Origin of the sequence: Paenibacillus sp. 2KB_22, from assembly GCF_052115745.1 — a bacterium.
GTDB lineage: Bacteria > Bacillota > Bacilli > Paenibacillales > Paenibacillaceae > Paenibacillus.
The window spans coordinates 1161738-1188554 of sequence record NZ_JBFRHG010000001.1 but is presented as its reverse complement, the minus strand read 5'-3'; the positions used below and the strand labels follow the sequence as shown (position 1 = coordinate 1188554).

The window sequence follows — 26817 nt, the reverse complement described above, 5'->3', positions numbered from 1 at the left end:
TTTTCTTAACTTACAATAAATAATAAGGTACGACGTCCAACTACCATAGGAGGTTTAGATTCATTTGTCTAAGAAAAATAATAACGATAAACTGATGATTTTTGCTTTGGGCGGCGTAGGCGAGATTGGTAAAAATATGTACGTCATCCAATACGCCAACGACATTGTAGTCGTAGATGCTGGTCTTAAATTCCCTGAAGAAGATATGCTTGGTATTGATATTGTCATCCCTGACATTTCTTACCTGACTGAGAACCGTGACAAAGTAAGAGGAATTATCCTTACTCACGGACATGAGGATCACATTGGTGGTCTGCCATATGTTCTCAAACATCTGAATGTTCCTGTATACGGAACAAGACTGACGCTTGGACTTGTAGAAAACAAGTTGAAAGAAGCGAACTTGCTGGGTGAAACAAAACGTATTCTGATTGATGCGGATTCCGAGATTCAACTTGGAACTGCATTGAAAGCATCGTTCTTCGCTACTAACCATAGTATTCCGGATTCTGTTGGTGTATGTGTCGAAACACCGGAAGGTGCAGTTGTTCACACGGGTGACTTCAAATTCGACCACACTCCAGTCAATGGTCAATATGCAGATCTTCAGCGTATGGCACAGATCGGAACAAATGGCGTGCTAGCGCTGTTGTCTGACAGTACGAACGCTGAGAAACCTGGATTCACACCATCGGAGAAAAATGTGGGTATCGTTCTCGAAGATATCTTCCGTAAAGCAAGTCAACGTGTTGTTGTAGCGACTTTTGCATCGAACGTACACCGTATCCAACAGGTGATCAACGCAGCAGAAGTGACTGGACGTAAAGTTGCAGTTATCGGACGCAGCATGGTGAATGTGGTGGGTATCGCTTCAGAACTGGGTTACCTTGAGATTCCGGATGGCATGATCATTGAACCTGAAGAAGTAGGCAAGATGGCTGCTGATCGTGTCGTGATTCTCTGCACAGGAAGTCAAGGAGAGCCAATGTCAGCACTGACACGTATGGCTCGTTCCACGCACCGTAAAGTGGACATCCTGCCAGGCGACACCGTCATTATCGCAGCAACACCGGTTCCAGGTAATGAAAAATATGTAGGCCGTACGATTGATGAACTGTTCCGTCTGGGCGCTAACGTGCATTACAGCGGTGCTAACAGTGGTGTTCACGTATCTGGTCACGGTAGCCAGGAAGAGTTGAAACTGATGCTCAACCTGATGAAACCGAAATTCTTCTTGCCAATTCACGGTGAATTCCGTATGCAGCGTCGCCACGCGGTTCTTGCTGAATCTGTAGGAGTAGAACCGGAAAACATTTTCATCACGGATATCGGTGAAGTGATTGAAATCCAAGGTGGAGCAGCACGTAGAGCAGGTAAAGTCACTGCAGGTAACGTATTGATCGATGGCTTGGGTGTAGGCGATGTGGGTAACATTGTATTGCGTGACCGCAAATTGTTGTCACAAGATGGTATCCTTGTTGTTGTTGTAACACTGAGCAAACAGGATGGAAAAATTGTTTCCGGTCCTGACATCATCTCTCGCGGATTTGTGTATGTACGTGAATCGGAAGGACTTCTTGATGAGGCCAACCGGATCGTTAGCAGCACATTGCAGAAGTTGATGAGTGAGAACGTTAACGAGTGGGCTTCACTCAAAACGAATGTTAAAGATGCACTGGGACGCTTCTTGTATGAGCAAACTCGTCGTAGACCGATGATTTTGCCAATCATTATGGAAGTTTAAAATAGGCTAAACAAAAACATATATTCAGGCACACAGTCGCCCCTTCTCTACGAGTAATATTGGACGGTTCCTCGTAGAGAAGGGGCTTTTTTTGCGTTTTTCGGGGAGATCCGCAATATGGTCAATATGTGAAGCAATTTAGATGTAGTGGGTATAAGGCGGCTGGAAAAATCCCCATACTAAGGAATACATTAAATGTTTCTGGAGAAGGGGATTAATGAAATGAATGAACGTATGAATGGCAAGCAGGCGTCAAAATCCAATCAACCGGAGGTTGAAGCGCCGGAGATTCCGATTCAGGAGGACAAGAACATCTCTCCCGTGACAGAGACTATTCAGCAATTTGGGCAGACACAGTCGCCGGCAGGTGAATCGAATATTTTCTGTATGACCATTATTGGACAGGTCGAAGGGCATTTGATTTTGCCACCACAAAATAAAACTACAAAGTATGAGCATATTATCCCACAGCTGGTGGCTGCCGAGCAGAATCAACGTATTGAAGGTATACTGATCATTTTGAACACGGTAGGTGGAGATGTAGAGGCCGGTCTGGCCATTGCAGAGATGATCGCTTCTCTAAGCAAACCTACGGTTACTGTGGTCATCGGAGGCGGACATAGCATTGGAGTGCCGATTGCTGTAGCTTCAACGTATTCCCTGATTGCAGGAAGTGCAACGATGACGATCCATCCCATTCGGATGAACGGCCTTGTCATCGGTGTACCGCAGACGTTTGAGTATATGGAGAAAATGCAAGAGAGGGTTGTACGGTTCGTGACTTCTCATTCGAATATCTCTGAAGAGATGTTCAAAGAACTGATGTTTAAGACCGGTGAGTTGAATCGGGACATCGGCACAGCTGTAGGAAGCGCGGATGCAGTGAAATATGGATTGATGGATGCGGTAGGCGGAATTGGGCAAGCCATTGCTCAGTTAAATCAGCTCATAGGAGACAAGAGACAGACGCTGCAAGCGGGAGGTTATACCCAATGACGTTATATACAGTGATGCCGCCTGAACAACTCTGGTCAGGAATGTGGAAAGAGGGCGAAGATACAAGAGAAATTAAGATGAATGGTTTATTAATGCAGGTGAGGCCTGTAAATGACAATGAAGCCGTTATCGTACGTTTGCTGGATTGTCCACTCGAAGCCTATCTCAATCCTGCTAATATGCCCGGTTCGACCATTCCGCTTTCAGGTAACTTGGGATAAGCATAACGCGACGAATTCAGACAAATTGAGCAGAAAAAGAACATATGTACGGATTATATTTGTATGGTATAATATTCTTCTGGGGGTGACCTGATTTTGGCCAGAAGAAAAAAGAGGAAAAAAAAGGGCGCTGGTTTTAGTGGCGTTTTAAAATATGAAATTTACGGAATTGTGCTTATTACCCTTGCTGTCATTGCATTATCGGGTGAAGCCACCGTTGGACGTTCGCTTTCCAAGATGTTCGGACTGATGCTTGGTAAGTTTTATTTTGCGATTCCACTTGTTGGTATTTATTATGGTCTCATGGTGATGATTCACCGGAAATGGCCGAGTGGCTGGACCACACGCAAAACAGGACTGGTATTGCTGGTCTTTGCCTTAACCCTGATGAGTACCGTCTCGGCAATGCACCAGAAGCTCATTCCGGTTGGTGCGCTTGAGCCTGGTGCTGTGATTTCACAGGTACATAATGATATGCAAACCGAGTTGTTAACCCCTGCTGCGCCAGGGGAGAGAGACTCCATGCTTAACAAGGATATCAGCGGTGGTTATCTCGGGGCTGGACAATTTGCTCTTTTCCTTTGGCTGTTCGGCAGCCTGGGTGCGAGACTCATCATGATTGTCATGTTTGTCATCAGTTTTATGTTGATTACGAGTCTATCTTATGTGGATCTGATTCGAATATTCCGAACCAAGGTCTGGGATGCCGGGAGTTCGATGTACAAAAAGCTGGAGTCAAGGCCCTCTGCACGTTCTGCTTCTGCGACTGATGGAAGGAAGAAAGGTAACGCTCGTAAAGTGGTACCTGTTCCTGTTGACGATGATGAAGACGAGTATGAGGATGAATTAGAGGAACAGCATCTGCCAAAACGAAAAGCACCAATATTCTTCCAACTTTTCGGAAAATGGGGAGCTAATCGAGAACAGGCGACATCAGGACGTGAAATGGATGAGGCCGATTCGGTTGAAACAGAACAGATTGTATACCGCGCCGAACAAGATCACAATGTAGAGTCGTGGCAGGATGCAAATGAAGACGTAGCGAACAAATCAGCTGCATCACATGTTCCTGTTCAGGCTAAACCTAACTCAGCACCAATCATTCGTGACTTTTTCGAGCATGTCAGAGCCGAAGATGCAAGCATTGAAGATGATTTGGACGATGCTTATCCATTCCCTGATGATCTCGCTGATCCAAACGTAGTTCAACAGGGCGAACATGCCATTAAAATAACGGATGAACTGGTAGAGACAGAGTGGTCAGCATCCGGTGCGGGTATGGATGAGCTGAATGCAGTGGATGGGATTCAGAGTGGAGAAGAAATGCCTAATGATGCAATGTTGGGAACAGATACTCCGACTCCTGAAGGGTTGGACACACAACCAGTGAAACCACCACCGCCTCCTCCTAAGCCGTACAAGCTGCCATCCTTCCGTCTTCTTGCCAAGCCTAACAATGCGGGCAAGGCGGGTGATCAGAAGGATTATATGCAGACAGCGCGCAAGCTGGAAGCTACACTGGAAAGCTTCGGTGTTCGTGCCAAAGTACTTGAAGTGGTTCGGGGTCCTGCTGTTACAAGGTATGAAATTCAGCCTGATATTGGAGTTAAGGTCAGCAGGATTGTCAGCCTAACTGATGACATCGCGTTGGCTCTGGCTGCAAAAGACATTCGGATGGAAGCGCCGATTCCCGGGAAGTCCGCTATAGGTATCGAGGTACCTAATGGCGAGGTGTCGGTTGTAACGATGCGTGAAGTAATGGAGACAGCAACATTCCAGGATGCAGAATCCAAAGTGACCATTGCATTTGGCCGAGATATCTCCGGACAGACAATCATTGGTAACTTGGCTCGTATGCCCCATTTGCTGGTCGCAGGTGCTACAGGTTCCGGTAAGTCGGTGTGTATTAACGGGATTATTACCAGCATATTGTACAAAGCAAAGCCGGATGAAGTGAAGTTCCTGATGGTCGATCCCAAAATGGTTGAGTTGAACGTATATAACGGAATTCCACATCTCATGGCGCCAGTAGTAACTGATCCTAAACGAGCGTCACTTGCTCTCAAAAAGATTGTGGTCGAGATGGAGAAACGATATGAACTGTTCTCCAAATCAGGCACGCGTAACGTCGAGGGCTACAATAATCTGATGAAAGATAATCCTGCGGCTGTTCTGCCTTATATCGTTGTCATTGTGGATGAGCTTGCAGATCTTATGATGGTTGCAGCCGGAGATGTCGAGGATGCCATTGCGCGCCTCGCTCAGATGGCTCGTGCAGCCGGAATCCATCTGATTATTGCCACACAACGTCCTTCTGTTGACGTTATTACCGGGGTAATCAAGGCTAACATTCCATCGCGAATTGCCTTCGGCGTATCCTCACAAGTGGATTCCCGAACGATTCTGGATATGGGTGGAGCAGAGAAGCTGTTGGGTCGTGGAGACATGTTGTTCATGCCTATGGGTGCATCAAAACCGGTTCGTGTACAAGGTGCATTTATGAGCGATGAAGAAGTCGAGAATATTGTAAACTACGTACGTGGTCAAGGTGAAGCACAGTATGATGAGTCCATTGTACCTGAAGTGGATGATTCCATTCAGGCAGCAGATGAAGTACAGGATGAGCTATATGAGCAAGCTGTACAGATTATTCTTGAGGCAAAACAAGCTTCTGTCTCTCTGTTGCAACGTCGTATGCGGGTTGGTTACACACGTGCAGCGCGTTTAATTGACTCCATGGAAGCCCGGGGTGTAATCGGTCCTTACGAGGGTAGCAAACCAAGGGAAGTGCTGGTTTCGCTTGAACAGTATCAACAGAATAAAATAAGCTCGTAGTGACTTGGAGCACGGGTCGTTTAAGCCCTCAACCGTATTGGTTGAGGGCTTTTTGCTTGCTCAGCAGACTGAGTTTTGCCATCTACTCCAAAGATCGGATGATTTGGTGCATAGGAAACAAGCAGGCTTGTCATAATAACCTTAGCGATTCTGTTAATCCCACAAGAGAAAGGTAGAGCACAGTCGATGCGAAAAATGAACCTATGGCTTTTCACTGCTATTTTGCTGATATCCGCATTGGGAATCCGTTATTTGCTTCCTGGGAATACAGCAACTGAAAGTTCAGCCGAGCGTACACCGCAGGTAGAAGAACAGGCCTTGCCTACGTTTAGCAGCAATACAGTGAAATATGGAAGTTATGGTCAGGATGTATATGAGCTTCAGGGACGTCTGAAGTACCTGGGATTTTACAATGGTAAAATCGACAGTAATTTTGGCAGCAGCACACTGAAATCCGTCAAATGGTTTCAATCCGAGTTTGGCATGAAGGCAGATGGTGTGGTTGGAGCTGAAACCAAGCTCAAGCTGTACAATGCATCAACCAAATGGTCGCCAACAGAACCGCCGCTTCACAAGGAATCCTCAGGTGGGGGTGGGGGAAGCAGCAACAACACAGCAGACAAAGAGCAGGATAATATGGGGTCCGCCAATGCACTCGGTCTCTCGGAGAATGAACTCAAGATTATGGCTAACGCCGTATATGGTGAAGCCCGAGGTGAACCGTTTGAAGGTCAAGTCGCAGTAGCGGCAGTAATACTGAATCGCGTAAAATCCCCAAGCTTTCCAAGTACACCCTCAGGCGTAATTTTTCAACCAGGTGCATTTACGGCTGTAGCGGACGGACAGATCTATCTGGAACCAAACGCACAAGCCAAAAAGGCAGTTGAGCAGGCCCTGAATGGCTGGGACCCGTCCGGTGGTTGTCTCTATTATTTTAATCCAAAGACAGCAACATCCAAATGGATCTGGACCCGTCCACAGGTGAAAACAATCGGGCAACATATTTTTTGTATGTGATGATGTTGGAAGCAACCAGAAGGCGTGACTTCGGTTGCTTCTTGCCTTTTGAATGGGTTAAAATGGTTGTTACATTTAGCGTAATACGATTGCATGACAAATGACGCCGTAAAGGGGTTTTGACATTTGAATACATCAGGATTTGAACGAGGTAGCAAGAGAGAGTTTCGTATACATGTGCTTCCGACTAAACGTTTTAAAACGTTTGCTATATCGCTATATGCAGGCGTTCCCTTACGAGAAGATACAGTAACCAAAGTAGCGCTGACACCTTTTGTTCTGCGACGCGGCACGGAGTCCTATCCGGAAACAACGCAATTTCGTGAGCAACTGGAGCATCTGTATGGAGCCGGTTTTGGTTTTGACGTCTATAAACGCGGGGATTATCAGATTGTACAGTTTCGGATGGATACCATTAATGACTCCTTTGTTGGAGGGGATGAGCAACTGCTGGATCGTTCATTTGCCTTCCTGGGAGAGGTTCTTACCCGACCTGCACAGGAGAATGGACATTTCAAGACGTCTTATGTACAAGCAGAGCGAGAGACGGTGCGGAAAAAGCTGGAGTCCATCGTGAATGATAAAATGCGCTATGCCGCTGAACGCAGTATTGAGGAAATGTGCAAGAACGAGCCGTACCGTCTTCATCCCCTGGGTGAGCGAAAGGATCTGCCCGGGATAGAGCCTGACACACTGACTGCGTCTTATCAGGAGTGGCTACAACAGGCGAGTATGGATCTGTACGTGGTAGGGGATACGACACTGGAAGAGGTGGAGAACCTTGTTCAGCGTCATTTCAATGTAGATCGAACGTCCTCCTCCGATTACAAGACACAGGCCGCGGTTCGAGGAGATAAGGAAGTAGAGACCGTTGTTGAGCGACTGAATGTGAGTCAAGGAAAACTCAATATGGGACTCCGTACATCTATCACGTATGGAGATCCTCAGTATGCAGCAGCACTAATGTACAACGGGATTCTCGGTGGTTATCCTCATTCCAAACTGTTTGTAAATGTTCGTGAAAAAGAGAGCCTGGCGTATTACGCGTCTTCGCGATACGACGGACATAAGGGCATTGCCACGATTCAATCCGGGATTGAAATCCCTAATTATGAGAAGGCTGTCACCATCATCAAGCAGCAGCTGGAAGAAATGAAAAGCGGTACAATCAGTGATCTGGAAATGTCCCAGACCAAAGCAATGATCCGTAACCTGCTTAAGGAAATGCAGGATTCTGCTTTTGAGATGATCGCTTATGATTTCAATCGACAGTTGTCTGGCAAAGAGAGAACGGCTGAAGAACTGCTGACTCAGGTAGAACATATTAGCAAGGAAGATGTTCGTGAGGCGGCAGAACAATTCCGTCTGGATACGATTTATTTCTTGCGGGACGAGAAGGAGGAATAGTCGGTGGAGAGCATTCGGTATGAGCATCTGCAGGAGACACTATATTACGAAGTAATGGATAACGGACTGCATGTCTATATTTTGCCTAAACCGGGATTCCAGAAAACGTATGCTACGTTTGCAACCAAGTATGGATCGGTGGATAATCATTTTCAGGTTGAAGGACAGGAAGCAGTGAAAGTTCCGGATGGAATTGCCCATTTTCTGGAGCATAAAATGTTTGAAGAACCAACAGGCGATATTTTTGCAACATTTGCGTCTTACGGTGCCTCAGCTAATGCGTTTACGAGCTTTGATCAGACGGTTTATTTGTTTTCAGCGACCGAACATGTGAATGAAAATATACAAACATTAGTCGACTTTGTGCAAAATCCTTACTTCACGGATCAAAATGTGGAAAAGGAAAAAGGCATTATCGGACAGGAAATTGACATGTATGCTGACAATCCGGATTGGCGTGTTTATTTTGGATTAATCGAAGCCATGTATCAGAAACATCCGGTGCATATCGATATTGCAGGAACGGTGGAATCCATTCGTACGATTACCAAAGAGATGTTGTATGAGTGCTATAACACCTTCTATCACCCGAGTAACATGCTCTTATTCGTGGTAGGTGGTGTAGATCCGCAGGAAGTCATTGATATGGTTCGTTCGAACCAGGAACAGAAAGATTATAAGCCACAGGGGAGTATTCAACGTTTCTTTGAGCCTGAGCCTGAGCAGGTAGGAGAAGCCAGACGGGAAGCCAAACTGGCTGTTTCACTGCCCAAATGTCTGTTTGGATTCAAGGAGACGGACGTTGGACTTACCGGAGAAAAATTGTTACGCAGGGATATGACAACGCAGCTGATGATGGATCTTTTGTTTGGTTCAAGCACACGATTATTTCAGAAGCTCTATGATGAAGATCTGATCTCGGACAGCTTTGGACATGAGTATAACAGTTCGCCGCAATACGCGTTTTCAGCTATTGGTGGTGATACGAAAGACCCGGATCAACTGCTGGCGCGTATACGTGAAGAGGTGGATGCCATTGTAGAAAAGGGGTTCGAATCCACGGATTTTGAACGTGCACGCAAAAAGAAAATAGGCGGATATTTGCGTATGCTCAACTCTCCGGAGAACATTGCGCATGAATTTACACGTCAGCAATTCCGTGGCGGTGATTTCTTCAATATGCTCCCGCTCTATGAATCGATTACACTGGAAGATGTAAATCTCAGACTGAGAGAGCATATTCGCTGGGATCAACTGGCTGTATCGCTAGTCGTGAGTCCTTGATATGGAGAGGGGAACAGGACAATTGAAGGCAATTGGGGAAATGACTGTACTGGTAACTGGAGCAAGTGGTGGAATCGGAGCGGCTATCGCAGAACGTTTCGCCAGAGTGGGGATGAATGTTGTTATACACTATATGAAATCGCATGAAGCAGCGAATGAAGCCGCCAGACGGTGCATGGATCAGGGCAGTGGGAAAATCATGACCGTGTCTGCGGATCTTCGTAGCCGGGAACAGATTGAACGTATGCGTGAGAAGCTGGAGTCACACAATCTCATGCCAGATATCCTCGTGAACAATGCAGGAATCTCGCACTATGGGATGTTGTCTGATGTAACAGAGGAGATCTGGGATGAAGTGATGGCGATTAACCTCAAAGGTACGTTTATGTGTACACAGGAAATGATGCCTCACATGATCTCCCAAAGGTATGGCCGAATCATTAATGTATCGTCGATCTGGGGGCTGTCTGGTGCCTCTTGCGAAGTGTTGTATTCTACAACCAAAGGTGGGGTAAATGCGTTCACCAAGGCGCTTGCGAAAGAACTCGCGCCTTCCGGAGTAACCGTAAATGCCGTTGCTCCTGGCGCCGTTCAGACATCCATGCTGGATCATCTGGACCAGAGTGAACTGAAGATGCTGGAAGAGGAAATTCCGGCAGGAAGACTTGCTCAACCTGATGAAATTTCATCACTGGTTTATTTTCTGGCCCTCCCTGAATCGGGGTATATCAATGGGCAGATTATCAGTCCAAATGGCGGTTGGTTAACATAGAGCAGCAAGAAAACTTGACTGGCTATGAACAAAACAAGTGAAGGTTGCCGAGAAGCAGCCGTCTTCCGGATTATTTTCAAGATGCTCGTATATAAAATGCCACGAAAGCACATATTACAACTGTTGATTTTAAATCTCATGCGTCATCTAAGGAGGATTTATCATGTCAACAGAAAAAACAGTGCTCTCCAGTTTTGACACGTGGAAGAAGTTCCTGGGTGACCGCGTACTGCAAGCAGAGAAGATGGGGATGAGTGAAGAAACCATCAACAAACTTGCGTATGAAATCGGCGACTTCCTTGATGAGAAAGTCGATCCGGCGAACCATTCCAACCGGGCATTGAAAGAGTTATGGGATGTCGGCGATGCAGATGAGCGTCGTACGATTGCGTGCCTGATGGTCAAATTGGCCAAACAAAACGCATAAGATTACAGATGAAGAGCTCCCGCAAGGGGGCTTTTCTCTAATGATTACAAACGGATTACAGAGCTGTTCTTGTAATTCATTTTCATTTTATATATCATTAACGTGACCCATTTTTAGAAGATGTCTCAGTTTGTTGTCCAGTGGACACGTTCTGTTGCTGTCGAATAATGTGGAATAATGCATTACGGGGTGTTGAAATGGAATCTAAACAATGGTACATGGAATATAAAATACATAAGAACAGACCCGGTTTGTTAGGCGATATTGCCTCTATGCTGGGGATGCTTGAAGTGAATATATTGACCATTAACGGTGTGGAAGGCAAAACTCGAGGTATGCTGCTTGAATCGGATGATGATGAGAAAATCCGTTTGCTTGGTGAAATGCTTGGCAAAGTAAACAGCATCACCGTATCGGCTTTGCGTCAACCTAAATTGGTGGATATTTTGGCCGTGCGTCATGGCAGATACATTGACCGTGACTCGGATGATCGCAAGACATTTCGTTTCACACGAGATGAACTTGGGTTACTTGTGGACTTTTTGGGTGAAGTATTTAAGAGGGAAGGCAATCAGGTCATCGGTTTGCGCGGAATGCCTCGTGTTGGTAAAACGGAGTCCATTATTGCGGGTAGCGTATGTGCAATGAAGCGATGGACGTTTGTTTCCTCCACACTTCTTCGTCAGACGATAAGAAGTCAAATGTCCGAAGACGAATTGAACCCGAACAATGTCTTCATCATTGACGGAATTGTAAGTACGATTCGTTCCAGCGAGCGGCATTACAACCTGTTGCAGGATATTATGACCATGCCTAGCACCAAAGTTATTGAACATCCGGATATTTTTGTTCAGGAATCCGAATATGATTTTAATGATTTTGATATTATTATTGAACTTCGCAACAATCCGAATGAAGAAATTATTTATGATACGTTTACGGCTAGCTATACCGACGAACTGTAAGGCTCCGTACGGAATCATGGAATAGATTAGCAACAACTCATGAGATAAACATAAGGAGGAGATGGCATGTCTGAACTGGGTCAGCAGTTAAGAGAGGCCCGGCTGCAAAAAGGGATGAGTCTTGACGATGTACAGGAAATGACAAAAATTCGCAAGAGGTATCTGGAGGCCATAGAAGCAGGAGACTATAAAGTGCTGCCGGGTAGCTTCTATGTGCGTGCTTTCATTAAAACCTATGCGGAGACCGTTGGACTGAACCCTGATGAGCTGCTGGAGGGACACAAAAAAGACGTACCGGCAGAAGAGGCGGAAGCAACGATGGAACCGGTTATACAGAAGCGTTCCAGCCGTCCGGTTGAGCGTAGTAATCGATGGATGTCCGTCGCGCTGATGTGGACATTCCCTGTTTTGATCGTAGTTCTGTTGTATGTATACGTGGTGTATAACAATGGTGATGAAACAGATAATCCGGGTCTTGATTCGGTCAAAATTACAGACAGTCAACAAAAGCCTGAAGATAAACCGGATCAACCTGCCGACAACGGACAGGCATCTAATCCGCCTGCAACAGACTCAGGCGCTGAGGGTACGGGTGAAGGCGACGCTGGTGGTAACGGTGGCGGTACAGACACAGAAGGACAGACGGATGGCCAAACTGATGGCCAAACGGACGGTCAAACGGACGGACAGACGGGAGAAAATCAGGAACCGACAGATAATTCACCGTCTGCTGTAACGGTTGCAGAAGATGGGAAATCAGGCAACATTACGAACTTCAAAGTTAACGGAAGTGCAGGGAAACCTGTAACGGTTACAATCAAAGCCTCAGGCCATAGCTGGTTGGAAGTGTATAAGGGCGAGAACTCCAGTGGAGAGAAGTTGGAGTATGGTAATACGGCCGAAGGCGACAGCTATACCTTTGAGCTGGATAGTGCAGGCATGTATATTAAGTCCGGTTACGCTGCAGCGACCACGATTGAGGTTGGTGGGCAAGTTGTAACGGATGGCAAGGCGACTAATCGGATCCGTTTGAAGCTTGGTGAAGACAGTGGTAATACTGCTTCTTCCACAGGAGTTGAAAATGGTTCAACGGACACTACAGGAGGCACCACTGGTAGCGAATAACCGGGGCAACTGCAGGAGACAATAATCGTGTCTTAACTTGCAGTTAACTTTTGGTGAAGTGAGGTGGATGGCTGTGACAGTCAGCTGGATCGTAACAGGTTTAGGGATCATTGTCAGCCTCCTGGGTTATTACCTGACTCCAAGTGCTTGGGGTTACGGAATATTGGGTTTTGGACTTGCACATGTGCTTCTGGGTGTGCTCGATATGTTCAGACAGCCCAACCGCAGCCGTTATTAGTTGGAAGCTGGACCAGCAAGCATTTTTGGCAGCCACCTCAAGTGGAAGCCAAAAATGCTTTTTTCTTTGTATAAACTAGCTTGAAATTAGACTTTTGCTTAAGGTATCCTCTATAATGTTACAGAACATACGATTAACTGAAAGGGTGACTGGTTTGAGTTCAGAAAATTCATTTGATATCGTGTCCAAAATGGACTTGCAAGAACTGACAAATGCCGTTACACAAACCGAGAAGGAAATTGGCACTCGTTATGACTTCAAGGGCAGCAAGAGCAGCCTGAAACTGGATAAGGATGCGTTAACGATCGTATCTGATGATGAGACCAAACTTAAGGCTGTCATTGACGTGCTGCAATCCAAAATGGCCAAGCGTGGTCTACCATTGAAAAACATTGATTACGCTAAGGTAGAGCCAGCGTCTTCTGGTACAGTCCGTCAGCGTTTGAATTTTAAACAGGGGATTGATCAGGACATCGCCAAGAAAATCAATATCCTGATTCGGGATTCCAAGATGAAGGTGAAGAGTCAGATTCAGGGGGACCAGCTCCGGGTAACTGGTAAGAGTAAAAATGATCTGCAAGCAGTCATGCAGCTGCTAAATGGTGCTAACCTGCCTCTGGATTTGCAATATACAAATTTCAAATAATATGGCCTTTTTGTAGCAGAAGTGTTTTTTTGACACGATATTAGGCGTATATTATACTAAGTGTGCATTGCTGGCAGTCATACATCAAGTCCAGACCTCATCGTTTGCTGACTTTGTGAAAAGCAGTACATCTTCTGGAAGTCGCCGGAACGTTTAAAGCGGTTTTGCTTTTGAGCGGTTGACTTTATTTTTTGCGTTTCTACATAGTGGGATCATGTTAATATGGATTGACATTGAAACTGTACATTTCATGTTCCGGATGATGATAACGGGATTATGATGATTGTTTGGAGTAATGGAGGATATGAGGGAGGGCGTCTTGTGAATTTACCCAACCGGATTACGCTTGCACGAATTTGCTTAATCCCTTTTTTGATGGTGTTCCTGCTCGTGGATTTTCCATTTTATCCAGAGCCGTTGCAGCTTGGAAGCTTCTCGCTTCCATATAATCAATTGATTGCTGCTGTTATTTTTATCATCGCCGCAAGCACAGATGGAATTGATGGATACCTTGCGCGAAAAAATAACATGGTTACCAATCTGGGGAAACTGCTCGATCCACTCGCAGACAAGCTGTTGGTTACAGCAGTTTTGATCTCGCTTGTGGAGATGGGTAAGCTGGATTCCTGGATTGCAGTGGTTATTATTAGTCGTGAATTTGCAGTTACCGGCTTGCGCCAAATCGCATTGCTGGATGGTTCGGTTGTTGCTGCCAGTAATTGGGGCAAGCTGAAGACGGTAGTTCAGATTGTGGCAATTGTGCTGTTGCTGCTAAACAATTTCCCGTTTTCATACACGGGTATTCACGCCGATATTATCGCGGTATGGGCAGCAGCGCTTATTACCATCTGGTCGGGTATCGATTACTTTATCAAAAACAAAAACCTGCTTCATTTAACAAAAGCATAATGGTTTGTTCTTAAATGGGTAATCATGAAGGAAGCATTGGGTCAGGGGCAATAGGAAATTATCCTATTGCCCTTTGATCACTCACCATATGTACAGGAGGATGCTCAATGAAGGCAGAAATCATTGCAGTTGGCACAGAGCTACTGCTTGGACAAATCGTCAATACCAATGCCAGATACCTATCCCGTGAATTGGCTGCGATGGGGATCGATGTATATTTCCAAACGGTGGTTGGGGATAACCTGAACCGACTTAGTGAAGCTATTCGCATTGCGCAGGGCCGTGCAGACGTTATTTTATTTTCCGGTGGCATCGGACCTACTCAAGATGATCTGACCAAAGATGCGCTCGCAGCTGTTCTTAACCGAAAATTGCATACAGATCGAATGGCGATGGACAAAATCGAGAGCTTTTTCAGAGATCGTAATGTGGACATGACAGAGAATAACCGACGTCAGGCGATCGTTATTGATGGTGGTACACCTCTGGCCAATGAAACGGGCCTTGCGGCAGGAAATGCGATTTCTGATAATGATAAACATTATATTGTGATGCCTGGACCACCTAAAGAGCTGATTCCAATGTTTGAACAGGAAGTCAAGCCTTGGCTGTTCCAGCATGTGCTCACAGAAGAAATGCCGATCTATTCCCGAATGCTCAAATTCGCTGGTATTGGTGAATCTGCTCTGGAAGATCGACTGCTGGATCTGATTGACGCGCAGACAGACCCTACGATTGCTCCTTACGCCAGCGAAGGGGAAGTTACGGTACGTGTCTCTACTAAGGCTGCGAGTGAGGGAGAGGCGAAGCTGAAGCTGGATGCGATGGAGGTTCAGATTCGGGAGCGTTTGACAGAACATCTCTACGCGAACGAGGATGTGCCTATAGAGTATACGATAGTAACCATGATGTCTGACATGGGGCTGACGCTTAGCGCTGCTGAGAGCTGTACAGGAGGGCTTGTCATGCAAAGTCTGACCTCTGTACCGGGAAGTGCCTCAATGCTCAAAGGTGGAATTGTTTGTTACTCCAATGAAATTAAGGAAAAGCTGCTGAATGTGCCTCATGATTATCTGGAAGGTGAAGATGCACCTGGGGCGGTAAGTCCTGAGGTTGCAAAAGTGCTTGCTGAGCAGATCCGCATGATTGGCGATGCTGATTTTGGCTTGGCTGTTACTGGTGTAGCTGGACCGGGATATTCGGAACGCAAGCCACCCGGACTTGTCTTCATCGCTCTTGCTGAACGTGGAAAAGAGACGGAAATTCATGAGCTGCGTATTAATGGCAATCGCGAGACTGTTCGCATTCGTTCAGCCAAAGCGATTCTCTATCGCTTATGGCAAAAACTTGTGGCGATGGATTGATTAGTTAATAGCTTCGATTGCATTTGAAGCTCTAAGGAAGTATAATTAAGGAAGACGGAAGAACCGTAGAATTAGGCTTTACAGCCTTGTTTACGGTTCTTTTTTCTGTTTAATGGAAAGTTTCTTTGAGGAAGAGGCGCCTCGGCCTTCACAAAAAAAAACGAATGTATGTTCGAAAAAAAGCTTGGCAAACGTGTTAAAACAAGGTATCATTATCTTATAAACAGTAAAGGGTGTGAGCTTATTGTCAGACCGTCGTGCCGCGCTTGATATGGCGCTCCGTCAAATAGAGAAGCAATTTGGTAAAGGATCCATCATGAAACTGGGTGAGTCCACTCATATGAATGTGGAAATTATTCCCAGCGGTTCCTTGGCTTTGGATATTGCATTAGGAACAGGCGGCTTGCCTAAAGGCCGTATTGTTGAAATATATGGACCTGAATCTTCAGGTAAAACAACTGTCGCATTGCATGCGATTGCTGAAGTACAACGTGTTGGTGGACAAGCAGCATTTATCGATGCCGAGCATGCTCTTGATCCTCAATATGCAAGCAAATTGGGCGTTAACATTGACGAATTGCTTCTATCTCAGCCAGATACGGGTGAGCAAGGGCTGGAAATTGCAGAAGCTCTTGTACGCAGTGGTGCAGTAGATATCGTCGTTATTGACTCTGTAGCTGCATTGGTTCCAAAAGCAGAGATTGAAGGCGAAATGGGTGATTCACACGTTGGTTTGCAAGCGCGTTTGATGTCTCAGGCGTTGCGTAAATTGTCTGGTGCAATCAGCAAATCCAAAACAATCGCAATCTTCATCAACCAGCTTCGTGAGAAAGTCGGCGTTATGTTTGGTAACCCGGAAACAACACCTGGTGGTCGTGCTCTGAAGTTTTATTCTACGGTACGTCTGGATGTACGTCGTATTGAGAGTATCAAATCAGGCAATGACATGATTGGTAACCGTACTCGTATTAAAGTTGTGAAAAACAAAGTGGCACCTCCGTTTAAACAAGCGGAAGTGGATATCATGTACGGTGAGGGTATCTCGAGAGAAGGCAGTATCATTGACATTGGTACAGAGCTGGACATCGTTAATAAAAGTGGTGCTTGGTATTCCTACGAAGGCGAGCGTTTAGGACAAGGTCGTGAGAACGCGAAGCAGTTCATGAAAGAGCATAAAGACATTGCTGAAATCATTGAACAAAAAATTCGGGTAGCTAGTAACTTGACTACCGCAGTTCCTGCGCCAACTAGTGAAGAGCAACAAAAAGAAGCAGAAGAAGAACAAGAATTGTTTGAAATCAACGAGTAATCTCTCACATCCTCCCTTGTAGGGAGGGCCCTGAGGGTGTTTCCCACTGGACTCCGTAAACTTATCTGATTGAGCTTGGATCAATCTGGATAATGGACTGTAGTGGGATTGCTCTTGCTGTCCAACAGCCCCTGTCCCAATGGACAGGGGCTGTTGGCACGCTAACTGTGGAGATAAAGGCCGGGCTGAGTTCCCGGCCTTTTGTATTAGCGTTCCCTGTCATTTGTGAACATGTGCTTGGTGTAATCAGATTGAAAATGATGTGAAAGGGGAGACCTGAATGAATCAAGAGGACGAGGATTTATATGAAGAAGCAGAACAGGACGGCCTATCCCAATTCCCGGACAACGAAGAACTTGTTATTACACGTGTAGAACGAACGAAGCACAGGCAAGCTCGTTATCGAATCACTTTTGGCATCCACTCCCTTACGGTTCTTGAAGATGTAATGATTAAATACAGGATGACTCAAGGCAATACGTTTATGAAGAAGGATCTGGAAGAAATCATTGTAGCTGACGAGCGACAACGGACGTATGCACAGTCTCTGCGTTTCTTGGAGCATAAGCCGCGTACACGTCATGAATTAAGTCAGAAACTTCGTCAGAAAGAGTTCGCTGCACCTTTAATTGAAGAGACGCTGGATCGACTTGAGCGGGAGAAGCTGGTGGATGATGACCTATTTGCGAAGGAATGGACAAGACAGCGTATGGAGGGCAAGCGGAAGGGAAAACTGTGGATAAGGCAAGAGCTTCGTCAAAAGGGCATTGCCAATGATCTCATTGCTGAAGCACTGGAAGGTGTCAGTACGGATGCGGAATTTGAGACTGCTATGAGTGCCGGACGAAAAAAATGGAATCAGGTCAAAGGGGACGTCAAAGAGAAGAAAAATAAAACGCTTCCCTTCTTAATGAGACGTGGTTTTTCAATGGATATGGTACGCCGGGTCGTGAATTGTTTAATTGAAGAAGATGAGGCTGGGGACCCTGAAGATGACGAAGCGTTGTTATGGGATTAGCAGACTAGAGTCTCTATACTGCATTCTCTTGACAATTTCTTTCGTCAAATACTAAAATGGACATGAGTCTGTAAGAAATGGACAACCCTTTTTCCTTCCAAAAAAGCGGTTTCGGTTTCTTAAGATTTATACCATTCTTAATTATGGGTTCACTGGAAACAGTGAAGAGTACGTGGAAACATGTACATGTGAAATGAAAATCGGCGGGGGATCGCCGTGAGTATTCGTTATTCCCAAAAATATGTAAGGTTTGAAAACTGCAAATTGACCCAAGGAATGCCTTGGAGGAACCAACGAGGAGGTGAACAGTATGGAAATTGCAATCACGATCGCTCTCGTTGCAGCCGCGCTATTCATTGGGTTCGGAGTAGGATATTTTATTCGCAAATCTCTTGCAGAGGCTAAAATCTCTAGTGCGGAACAAGCTGCCGTACAAATCGTGGAGAACGCGAAGAAAGAGGCAGAAGCACTGAAGAAAGAAACGGTGCTGGAAGCGAAGGATGAAATCCATCGCATTCGCGCTGAAGCTGAAAAAGACACTCGTGAACGTCGGAATGAAATTCAACGACAAGAAAGACGATTGTTGCAAAAAGAAGAGTCGCTGGATAAAAAATTGGAATCACTCGAACGTAAAGAAGAGCAAGTGGCTAACAAAGAGAAACGAATTGATGAGACTCAGCAGCAGATCGAAATGATCTACAAAAACCAGGTGACAGAGTTGGAACGTATATCCAACCTCACCATGGAAGACGCACGCAGTATCATACTGTCCAACGTAGAACAGGAAGTTCGTCATGAGACGGCTCAAATGATCAAGGACATTGAACAACAAGCGAAGGAAGAAGCGGACAAAAAGTCCCGCGAGATTATTACACTCGCCATCCAACGCTGTGCGGCTGACCACGTAGCGGAAACAACGGTATCTGTTGTTACCCTGCCAAATGAAGAAATGAAAGGCCGGATTATCGGTCGTGAAGGACGTAACATCCGTGCGCTTGAAACCCTTACAGGGATTGACCTCATTATCGATGATACGCCAGAAGCTGTTATTCTGTCGGGCTTTGACCCGATTCGCCGTGAGATTGCCCGTACTGCCCTAGAGAAACTGGTGGCTGACGGACGTATTCACCCGGCACGGATTGAAGAGATGGTTGAGAAATCCCGCAAAGAAGTGGATGAGCGTATCCGTGAATACGGTGAGCAAGCTACCTTTGAAGTGGGCGTGCATGGTCTGCATCCGGATCTGATCAAAATTTTGGGCCGGTTGAAGTTCCGTACAAGTTACGGTCAGAACGTCTTGAAACATTCGATGGAAGTCGCTTATCTGGCTGGATTGATGGCTGGCGAACTCGGAGAAGACGTAACTCTGGCAAGACGTGCAGGTCTATTGCATGACATCGGTAAAGCGCTGGATCACGAAGTGGAAGGATCACACGTCGAAATTGGCGTGGAGCTGGCGAAGAAGTACAAAGAACATCCGGTTGTAATCAACAGTATCGCGTCCCATCACGGAGATTGCGAAGCGACTTCGGTCATTGCCATGTTGGTTGGTGCAGCAGATGCGCTCTCCGCAGCAAGACCAGGCGCACGCCGCGAAACGCTGGAAACGTATATCAAACGACTGGAGAAGCTGGAAGAGATTTCAGAATCCTTCGAAGGTGTCGAGAAATCGTATGCCATTCAGGCCGGACGCGAAGTTCGTGTTATGGTACAGCCTGAGAAGATCGATGATGCTGAAGCCTTCCGCCTCGCCCGTGACATCACGAAGATGATTGAGAATGAACTCGACTATCCGGGTCACATCAAAGTCACCGTCATCCGGGAAACCCGTGCGGTTGAATACGCAAAATAGAGCAATACGGAAAAGTGGCCGCAGTAGTGGGCCACTTTTCCTTTTGATAGCCTCTTAAAGTGTGTGTTCAAAAAGAGCATATGCTTATTCGGCTGAATTCCATATTCGATGCTGATAGGCATCCTTTGTAATCAAAAGCAGGCTTTTTGAACAACCTCTAAAAGGCTTTTGTACAAACTACACATCACGGAAAAGAGATAGAGTCCTGCAAAGGTTCAACATTTGAAGTAAAAGGACTTTGCAGGAATTGAGGAGGCAGTAATCAATGAAAGTTTTGTTTATAGGTGACATCGTAGGCAACGTGGGACGTAAGGCATTAAAGGAAAATCTACCGTACCTGAAATCGAAGTATAAGCCACATGTGGTGATTGTGAATGGTGAAAATGCGGCAGCAGGTCGTGGCATTACCGGTGCAATCGCAAATGAGTTTTTCAACTGGGGTGTACATGGTATTACACTTGGCAATCATACCTGGGACAATAAGGATATCTTTGATTTTATAGATGATGAGCCTCGCATGATTCGTCCAGCAAACTTTCCACCAGGTACACCAGGACGAGGATACACGGTTGTCAAAGGCGAAGGGAAAGAGCTGGCCATTGTCAATCTGCAAGGAAGAACGTTCCTTCCTGCTCTGGATTGCCCCTTCCGTGTAGCTGATGAGATTGTTGATGAGCTGCGTCAGGACTATAAATGTATTCTGGTCGATATGCATGCTGAAGCGACGTCAGAGAAAATTGCCATGGGATGGCATCTGGATGGACGTGCGTCTCTCGTTGTAGGTACACATACACATGTACAGAGTAACGATGATCGGATTTTGCCTGGAGGAACGGCATACTTGACGGATGCGGGCATGGTAGGGCCGCGTGACGGCATATTGGGTATGGAGCGTGAGGCCGTGCTGCGCAAGTTCTACACCCAGCTCCCGGTACGTTTCGTTGTGGATGATGGCAAATGGCATTTCCATGGTGTGTTTGTTGAAATTGATGAAGCTACAGGTGCGGCAACACGCATCGAAAAAATTCGTCTGATGGAGGACGAGTGGCGCATGGAATAGGGGTATTGTCCCATTTTGCAGGGAAACCCGTCTAAAAAGAAGGAATTTTTTTGCCTCCCGCGAATAACATCTAGTAAGTGGAAACAAACTTTCAACATTCCCAGGGAGGTACTTACCATGGATGTATTAAAAGTTTCAGCAAAGTCCAATCCTAATTCTGTAGCCGGCGCTCTTGCAGGGGTTCTTCGTGAACGTGGAAATGCTGAACTGCAGGCAATTGGAGCGGGAGCACTGAACCAAGCCATTAAAGCGGTAGCGATAGCCCGGGGATTTGTAGCACCAAGCGGAGTTGACCTGATTTGTATTCCAGCTTTTACAGACATTGTGATCGACGGCGAGGACCGAACGGCCATTAAGCTGATTGTGGAGCCCAGATAATACATGCAGTATGCATTGAACCTGTTTACGATGGATGTAGACAGGTTTTTTTGCGTTTTCTTTGCAATAAAATATTGAGGAGGGTATAAGATGTCCATGTCTGATTGGCGTGTAGCTGATTTTCACTGTGATGCACTGAGCAAAATTTTGATGCAGCCTGCTCTTTCTTTTGAAGATGCTCCAGAACTGGATGTGAATTTGCAACGCTTGAAAGAGGGGAAAGTAGGGTTGCAGGCGTTCGCCATCTATTTACCCGAAGTACTTGGCAGAGGCAAGTTTGAACATGTGATGGGGCAGTTGGAGATTTATCGTAGACGTGTAGAGAGAAATCAAGAGCGGCCTGGCGGCACACAGACGTTGTTATGGCGTGAGCAGGTGGCTCAGGTGGGGCAAACAGAGGGTCCGTGGGGATTAATCACACTGGAGGGTGTAGATGGTTTGGAGGGCAACCTGTTCTATCTGGAGTTATGTTATCAGATGGGCGTTCGAATCATTGGACTAACGTGGAATTATGCCAATTGGGCGGCTGACGGAGTCATGGAGAAGCGTGGGGCAGGTCTGACCGAGAAAGGGAAAGAACTGGTACACCAGTGTAATGAAATCGGAATGCTGCTGGATGTGTCGCATCTGACGGAGAAAGGGTTCTGGGAACTGGCTGACTTGAGTAAGCGTCCTTTTATCGCCTCCCACTCCAACAGCTATAGCGTATGTCCCCATGTGCGTAATCTGAAAGACGATCAGATCCAGGCCATCATTGCCCGGGAAGGGCGGATCGGACTGACGTTTGTACCCTGGTTTGTTAAACAGGAGGGGGAAGTGCTTATCGAAGACCTGCTTCCTCATATCGAGCAGATCTGTTCTCAGGGCGGACAGAACCATCTGATGATGGGGTCTGATTTTGATGGAATCTCAACGTATATTCAGAGACTTGAACACTCGGGGCATTATCCAAGACTGACGGAAATCCTCCTCAAGCATTATGATGAACAATTAGTACGGGGCTGGTTGTGGGGGAATGCAATGAGTTATCTGGGGGAACACTTGCCAGAGAGCAATCCAAAGTTAAAGGCCTAACTTAAAATCGTGAAGTGGTCTGTGGGACAGAATGGGCTGAATAAAGCTTGTTTTCCAAATAAAGGAGGGGAATGATGGTGAAATAAGTGTATTTCATGAATTTTCACCAGTTCGTTTTCATTTCACTCCAAAAAGGGGTATAATACCATTGGATTGTTAAGAGCCTGAGTACAGGCCATAGATAAACAAGGAGTGAAATTTACAATGAGCAAAACAGTACCTGTGGGCGTATCTGCCCGTCACATTCATGTATCCCAAGAGCACGTTGAAATTTTGTTTGGCAAAGGTTATGAACTGACTGAATTTAAACCTCTGTCCCAGCCTGGCCAATACGCTGCTAACGAAACAGTAGCGGTAATTGGTTCGAAAGGACAGTTTGATAAAGTGCGTATTCTTGGACCTGTTCGCCCTGAAACGCAACTGGAGATCTCCATGACAGATTCATTTGCGATTGGTGTTAAAGCACCTGTACGTGAATCTGGAAGCATTGAAGGTACACCAGGAATCACGATTAAAGGTCCTGCTGGCGAAGTAACGATCGATAAAGGTGTTATCGTTGCTGCTCGTCATATTCACTTCCATACTTCTGATGCTGCTAAATGGGGTATCGAGGACAAACAAATGCTGAAAGTTCGCCTCGGCGGAGATCGCGGTCTTGTACTGGAAAATGTACTGGCTCGTGTATCCGATTCTTTCGCACTGGACATGCATATTGATACAGATGAAGCTAACGCTGCTGGCGCTCGTAATGGCGACACAGCTGAAATCATCGATTAATTACATGGAATAGCTTCAGAAGCCAATTAGGGCGGTCTGAATAACGTATAAACCTGAGCACAGCCATTAAGGGTCGGTTAATTCCAGCCCTGATGGCAAGGCTCAGGTTTTTGTATTTTCTGAGTGTTTTTCTGAGCATTGCATGTTTCGGATTAGACGAAGGGACATGCGGTTTGGATGTGGAACTACAGCCCAATTCATGCTATAATTTGCTGTAATGCTCTTTTAATGTTCCAAGCAAGTAATTCACGTGGAACAGGGATGAATGAACGATTTTTTATTACTAGAGGCTGTAAGGAGTGACCGAAGGAAATGGCTAAAGACTCAAAAAAGGATTACTCCCAATATTTTGATTTCTCCGATGCCAAAGTAATTTCGCAAGATGAATTCAGCAAAAAGATAAGAATCCGGGGCCGTGAGATTAACATCAAGTCGGAACCCAATCATCGTCAGGAGAAACAGCGGGGCAAGGAAGACGTTCAGGTGTTATACGAAAATGCCGTTCCCGATGAACTAAAAAACATAGGGCAAGGCAAACACTATATTGTATATACGTATGGATGTCAGATGAACGAGCATGACTCGGAGACTATCAAAGGACTCCTAGAGTCTATGGGATATCAGGCTACAGAGGATCGCAAAGAAGCTGATATTATTCTGCTCAACACATGTGCCATACGAGAAAATGCGGAAGATAAAGTATTTGGTGAGCTTGGTCACATGAAAACGTTAAAACTCGAACGTCCGGGATTATTACTTGGTGTATGCGGGTGTATGTCCCAAGAAGAAGGCGTCGTCAACCGAATTATGCAGAAGCATGGCTTTGTGGATATGATCTTTGGTACACATAATGTGCATCGACTGCCACATCTAATCCAGGAAGCACTGTTCAGCAAAGAAATGGTTGTTGAGGTGTGGTCCAAGGAAGGCGACATTATTGAGAACCTGCCTAAGAAACGTGAGGGTATGCGCGGCTGGGTGAACATTATGTATGGCTGCGACAAGTTCTGTACATATTGCATCGTTCCGTTTACGCGGGGCAAAGAACGCAGCCGTCGTCCTGAAGATGTCATTGCCGAAGTTAGGGATTTGGCACGACAAGGCTTTAAGGAGATCACTCTGCTTGGTCAAAATGTGAATGCGTACGGCAAGGACTTCACCGATCTGAACTACAGCTTTGGTGACTTGATGGATGCCATTCGCCAAATTGATATTCCGCGAGTACGGTTTACAACCAGTCATCCACGTGACTTCGATGACCACTTGATTGAAGTGCTGGCCAAGGGCGGAAATCTGGTAGAGCACATTCATCTACCGGTGCAATCTGGCAGTTCGGAAGTACTCAAACGTATGAGCCGCAAGTATAGCCGGGAACACTATCTGAAACTGGCTGACAAAATTAAAAAGGCCATCCCGAATGTTGTGTTGACAACGGATATTATTGTTGGTTTTCCGGGGGAAACGGAAGAACAGTTTGAAGATACACTTTCCCTTGTCCGTGAAGTAGGGTATGATTTTGCCTATACCTTTATTTATTCCCCACGGGAAGGTACACCGGCTGCGGTGATGGAAGACAACGTACCGATGGAAGTGAAGAAGGAACGTTTGAAGCGCTTGAACGAAACGATCAACGTATATAGCCATCGAAGCAATGAAGAACAACGTGGTAAAGTCGTTGAAGTGCTCGTTGAAGGTGAGAGCAAGCGGAATTCCGAAGTTCTGGCAGGACGTACGCGCAGCAACAAGCTGGTGCATTTTGAAGGACCCAAAGAGTTGATCGGTACTTTCGTACAAGTGGAAATCACCGATCCGATGACTTTTTATATTCGGGGCAACCTGCTCTCTGAGCCGGTAGCTGCCAATCAGTAATACACACACCAATAAGATGAGAATTTTGGGGTTCAATATCAGGTTCGGACATTCGCGCAAGTAGCGGAGGGGACGGAATCGGTCTGTAGAAGCGAAGCGTTCGCCTTTGTCTCCGGATTTTAACCTTAAACAATTGGAATCAGAAAAATCCGGAGACAACAGCGATCAAAAGAACGATCCGTACCCGCAGCGGTCATGGAGCAGACGTTTGAACTCATTTGAGCCCAGGTTCTCATCTTATATCATCTCATAGAATGGAGCGATTTCAGTGGCGCAGGAAGAAGTGCAGTACAACCATTACGGAATGCCTACCTACGATACGCGCAATCTGGTCATACGCGACGACATTATGGGAAAAGCCAAAGAGTTGGCTGATATGCTCGGAACGAGTGAGGAAGTTAGACAGTTTCAACAGGCTGAAACCAAAATTCGTGATCATGAGCGCATCCAGCAGTTGATTGCAACGATCAAGAAGAAGCAAAAAGAAATCGTTGCTTTTGAGAGCTTCAAAAATGTGGAGATGGTCAGCAAAATTGAACAGGAAATTGAAGATCTGCAAAGCGAACTGGACAGTATTCCATTGGTTACGGAATTCCAGCAGAGCCAGAGCGACATCAACTACTTGCTTCAACTCGTGATCTCGGTAATCCGGGATACGGTTTCCGAAAAAGTAAACGTGGAGGCTGGAACGGATTCACCTCCGACCAGTTGCGGTTAAATGACGGAAGGGTGCGGACGCTGTCCGCGCCTTTTTTGATGATTATAAAATTATAAGTTTTCAGCGGAGCTGAAGGATTCGATAATCGCAAGAAAAGCAACTGCTAAACCACGAATGTGGCATCATCGATAAGGCTTCGATCAGAAGCTTTTCTTACATTGCATAACTGTTAACGTGGAGTGGCTATCGCCAGGTACTCGGAATATAATTCCAAGCAAAGCTCCACGCTGTGGGGTTATTTTGTGTGGCACGCTGATTTTTCTAATGTTAACGACACATGACATCAAGAGAGCTTGATACGTATAGTGAATAAAGGAGAAATGAATAATGAGCATTTTGGACAAAATGGTAGAAGACGGAGCCGGACGATTCTGGGGATTTCTCGGATGTCGATATATTAAAGGAGATGGCAAAGAAGTACAGATCGCGTTGACAGCAGGCGAACATCATACCAACTCCATGGGGATTATACATGGGGGTGTACTGACTTCACTGATGGACCAAGCTATGGGGATGGTTGCAACAGCAGCAATGGAAGTAGATGGCTGTGTGACAACGAATCTGAACGTACATTTTCTCGCACCGATGAAACAAGGAGAATTAACGGTGACGGCTACGGTACTACATCAGGCTGGACGCAGTGTTACGACTCAATCGGAGGTTCGTGATGCATCGGGCACGTTGGGGTGCATGGCTACGGCTACATTCCGTATAGCACGTCCGAGAAAATAACGCACGAATCCCGCAGTTGACAAAAAATATTATTATGTCATAATGAAATTATCAAAATGAAAATAGTCGGTGGTGCACCC

At 46.0% G+C, this 26817-nt stretch carries 25 protein-coding genes; all 25 read left to right on the top strand.

Annotated elements, in window-relative coordinates; all coding sequences use genetic code 11:
- The first annotated feature begins 64 nt into the window (after positions 1–64).
- The 25 genes from AB4111_RS05030 to AB4111_RS04910 all read left to right on the top strand — a co-directional run bounded on the left by AB4111_RS05030 (position 65) and on the right by AB4111_RS04910 (position 26737).
- On the top strand, positions 65–1744 hold the full coding sequence (locus tag AB4111_RS05030) for a ribonuclease J (RefSeq protein ID WP_062833839.1): 1680 nt from the start codon (positions 65–67) through the stop codon (positions 1742–1744).
- Between the two features lie 222 nt (positions 1745–1966).
- Positions 1967–2740 carry a ClpP family protease gene (locus AB4111_RS05025; RefSeq protein ID WP_339241658.1) on the top strand — a complete coding sequence of 258 codons (774 nt, stop codon included), beginning with the start codon at positions 1967–1969 and terminating at the stop codon, positions 2738–2740.
- Positions 2737–2961 (top strand): YlzJ-like family protein, encoded by a 225-nt coding sequence (locus AB4111_RS05020; protein WP_442030711.1) that lies wholly within the window; start codon positions 2737–2739, stop codon positions 2959–2961. The genes AB4111_RS05025 and AB4111_RS05020 overlap by 4 nt, the downstream gene beginning before the upstream one ends.
- 96 nt (positions 2962–3057) lie before the next feature.
- Positions 3058–5796: a DNA translocase FtsK gene (locus AB4111_RS05015; RefSeq protein WP_442030710.1), complete on the top strand. Its 2739-nt coding sequence runs from the start codon at positions 3058–3060 to the stop codon at positions 5794–5796.
- A 186-nt stretch (positions 5797–5982) separates the two neighbouring features.
- On the top strand, positions 5983–6813 hold the full coding sequence (gene sleB / locus AB4111_RS05010; protein WP_442030709.1) for a spore cortex-lytic enzyme: 831 nt from the start codon (positions 5983–5985) through the stop codon (positions 6811–6813).
- Positions 6814–6939: 126 nt separating this feature from the next.
- Positions 6940–8220 carry an EF-P 5-aminopentanol modification-associated protein YfmF gene (yfmF, locus tag AB4111_RS05005; protein WP_442030708.1) on the top strand — a complete coding sequence of 427 codons (1281 nt, stop codon included), beginning with the start codon at positions 6940–6942 and terminating at the stop codon, positions 8218–8220.
- 3 nt (positions 8221–8223) lie between these two features.
- On the top strand, positions 8224–9504 hold the full coding sequence (gene yfmH / locus AB4111_RS05000; RefSeq protein ID WP_442030707.1) for an EF-P 5-aminopentanol modification-associated protein YfmH: 1281 nt from the start codon (positions 8224–8226) through the stop codon (positions 9502–9504).
- A 1-nt stretch (position 9505) separates the two neighbouring features.
- Entirely contained in the window at positions 9506–10276 is a 771-nt protein-coding gene (gene ymfI, locus AB4111_RS04995) for an elongation factor P 5-aminopentanone reductase (RefSeq protein ID WP_442030706.1), read from the top strand.
- A gap of 163 nt (positions 10277–10439) precedes the next feature.
- Positions 10440–10703, top strand: coding sequence for a DUF3243 domain-containing protein (locus AB4111_RS04990; protein WP_017689119.1), 264 nt, complete (start codon positions 10440–10442; stop codon positions 10701–10703).
- 197 nt (positions 10704–10900) lie between these two features.
- Positions 10901–11668: a DUF3388 domain-containing protein gene (locus AB4111_RS04985; RefSeq protein ID WP_024630282.1), complete on the top strand. Its 768-nt coding sequence runs from the start codon at positions 10901–10903 to the stop codon at positions 11666–11668.
- 66 nt (positions 11669–11734) lie between these two features.
- Positions 11735–12793: a helix-turn-helix domain-containing protein gene (locus tag AB4111_RS04980; RefSeq protein WP_253433901.1), complete on the top strand. Its 1059-nt coding sequence runs from the start codon at positions 11735–11737 to the stop codon at positions 12791–12793.
- A gap of 73 nt (positions 12794–12866) precedes the next feature.
- Positions 12867–13031 (top strand): hypothetical protein, encoded by a 165-nt coding sequence (locus AB4111_RS04975; RefSeq protein ID WP_167350848.1) that lies wholly within the window; start codon positions 12867–12869, stop codon positions 13029–13031.
- Between the two features lie 154 nt (positions 13032–13185).
- Positions 13186–13677 carry a YajQ family cyclic di-GMP-binding protein gene (locus AB4111_RS04970; protein WP_017689115.1) on the top strand — a complete coding sequence of 164 codons (492 nt, stop codon included), beginning with the start codon at positions 13186–13188 and terminating at the stop codon, positions 13675–13677.
- A gap of 321 nt (positions 13678–13998) precedes the next feature.
- The gene (gene pgsA, locus AB4111_RS04965; RefSeq protein WP_442030705.1) at positions 13999–14586 is read left to right on the top strand and encodes a CDP-diacylglycerol--glycerol-3-phosphate 3-phosphatidyltransferase; all 588 of its coding nucleotides are present in this window, start codon (positions 13999–14001) and stop codon (positions 14584–14586) included.
- A gap of 107 nt (positions 14587–14693) precedes the next feature.
- Entirely contained in the window at positions 14694–15950 is a 1257-nt protein-coding gene (locus AB4111_RS04960) for a competence/damage-inducible protein A (RefSeq protein ID WP_253433907.1), read from the top strand.
- Between the two features lie 244 nt (positions 15951–16194).
- Positions 16195–17259 carry a recombinase RecA gene (recA, locus tag AB4111_RS04955; RefSeq protein ID WP_062833851.1) on the top strand — a complete coding sequence of 355 codons (1065 nt, stop codon included), beginning with the start codon at positions 16195–16197 and terminating at the stop codon, positions 17257–17259.
- Between the two features lie 280 nt (positions 17260–17539).
- Positions 17540–18277: a regulatory protein RecX gene (locus AB4111_RS04950; RefSeq protein ID WP_442030704.1), complete on the top strand. Its 738-nt coding sequence runs from the start codon at positions 17540–17542 to the stop codon at positions 18275–18277.
- A gap of 310 nt (positions 18278–18587) precedes the next feature.
- Positions 18588–20129 carry a ribonuclease Y gene (rny, locus tag AB4111_RS04945; RefSeq protein ID WP_036670418.1) on the top strand — a complete coding sequence of 514 codons (1542 nt, stop codon included), beginning with the start codon at positions 18588–18590 and terminating at the stop codon, positions 20127–20129.
- A 265-nt stretch (positions 20130–20394) separates the two neighbouring features.
- Positions 20395–21189, top strand: a complete 795-nt coding sequence (locus AB4111_RS04940) for a TIGR00282 family metallophosphoesterase (RefSeq protein WP_145146946.1) — start codon at positions 20395–20397, stop codon at positions 21187–21189.
- Positions 21190–21306: 117 nt separating this feature from the next.
- On the top strand, positions 21307–21567 hold the full coding sequence (locus tag AB4111_RS04935; RefSeq protein ID WP_007430104.1) for a stage V sporulation protein S: 261 nt from the start codon (positions 21307–21309) through the stop codon (positions 21565–21567).
- Between the two features lie 90 nt (positions 21568–21657).
- Positions 21658–22641: a dipeptidase gene (locus AB4111_RS04930; RefSeq protein WP_442030703.1), complete on the top strand. Its 984-nt coding sequence runs from the start codon at positions 21658–21660 to the stop codon at positions 22639–22641.
- A 204-nt stretch (positions 22642–22845) separates the two neighbouring features.
- A complete protein-coding gene (gene pduL, locus AB4111_RS04925; RefSeq protein WP_017689107.1) occupies positions 22846–23418 on the top strand; it encodes a phosphate propanoyltransferase in 573 nt (190 codons plus the stop codon).
- Between the two features lie 312 nt (positions 23419–23730).
- Positions 23731–25287, top strand: coding sequence for a tRNA (N6-isopentenyl adenosine(37)-C2)-methylthiotransferase MiaB (gene miaB / locus AB4111_RS04920; RefSeq protein ID WP_442030702.1), 1557 nt, complete (start codon positions 23731–23733; stop codon positions 25285–25287).
- A gap of 304 nt (positions 25288–25591) precedes the next feature.
- Positions 25592–26005, top strand: a complete 414-nt coding sequence (locus AB4111_RS04915; protein WP_197997748.1) for a RicAFT regulatory complex protein RicA family protein — start codon at positions 25592–25594, stop codon at positions 26003–26005.
- Between the two features lie 327 nt (positions 26006–26332).
- Positions 26333–26737 (top strand): PaaI family thioesterase, encoded by a 405-nt coding sequence (locus AB4111_RS04910; RefSeq protein WP_442030701.1) that lies wholly within the window; start codon positions 26333–26335, stop codon positions 26735–26737.
- Positions 26738–26817 lie beyond the last annotated feature (80 nt).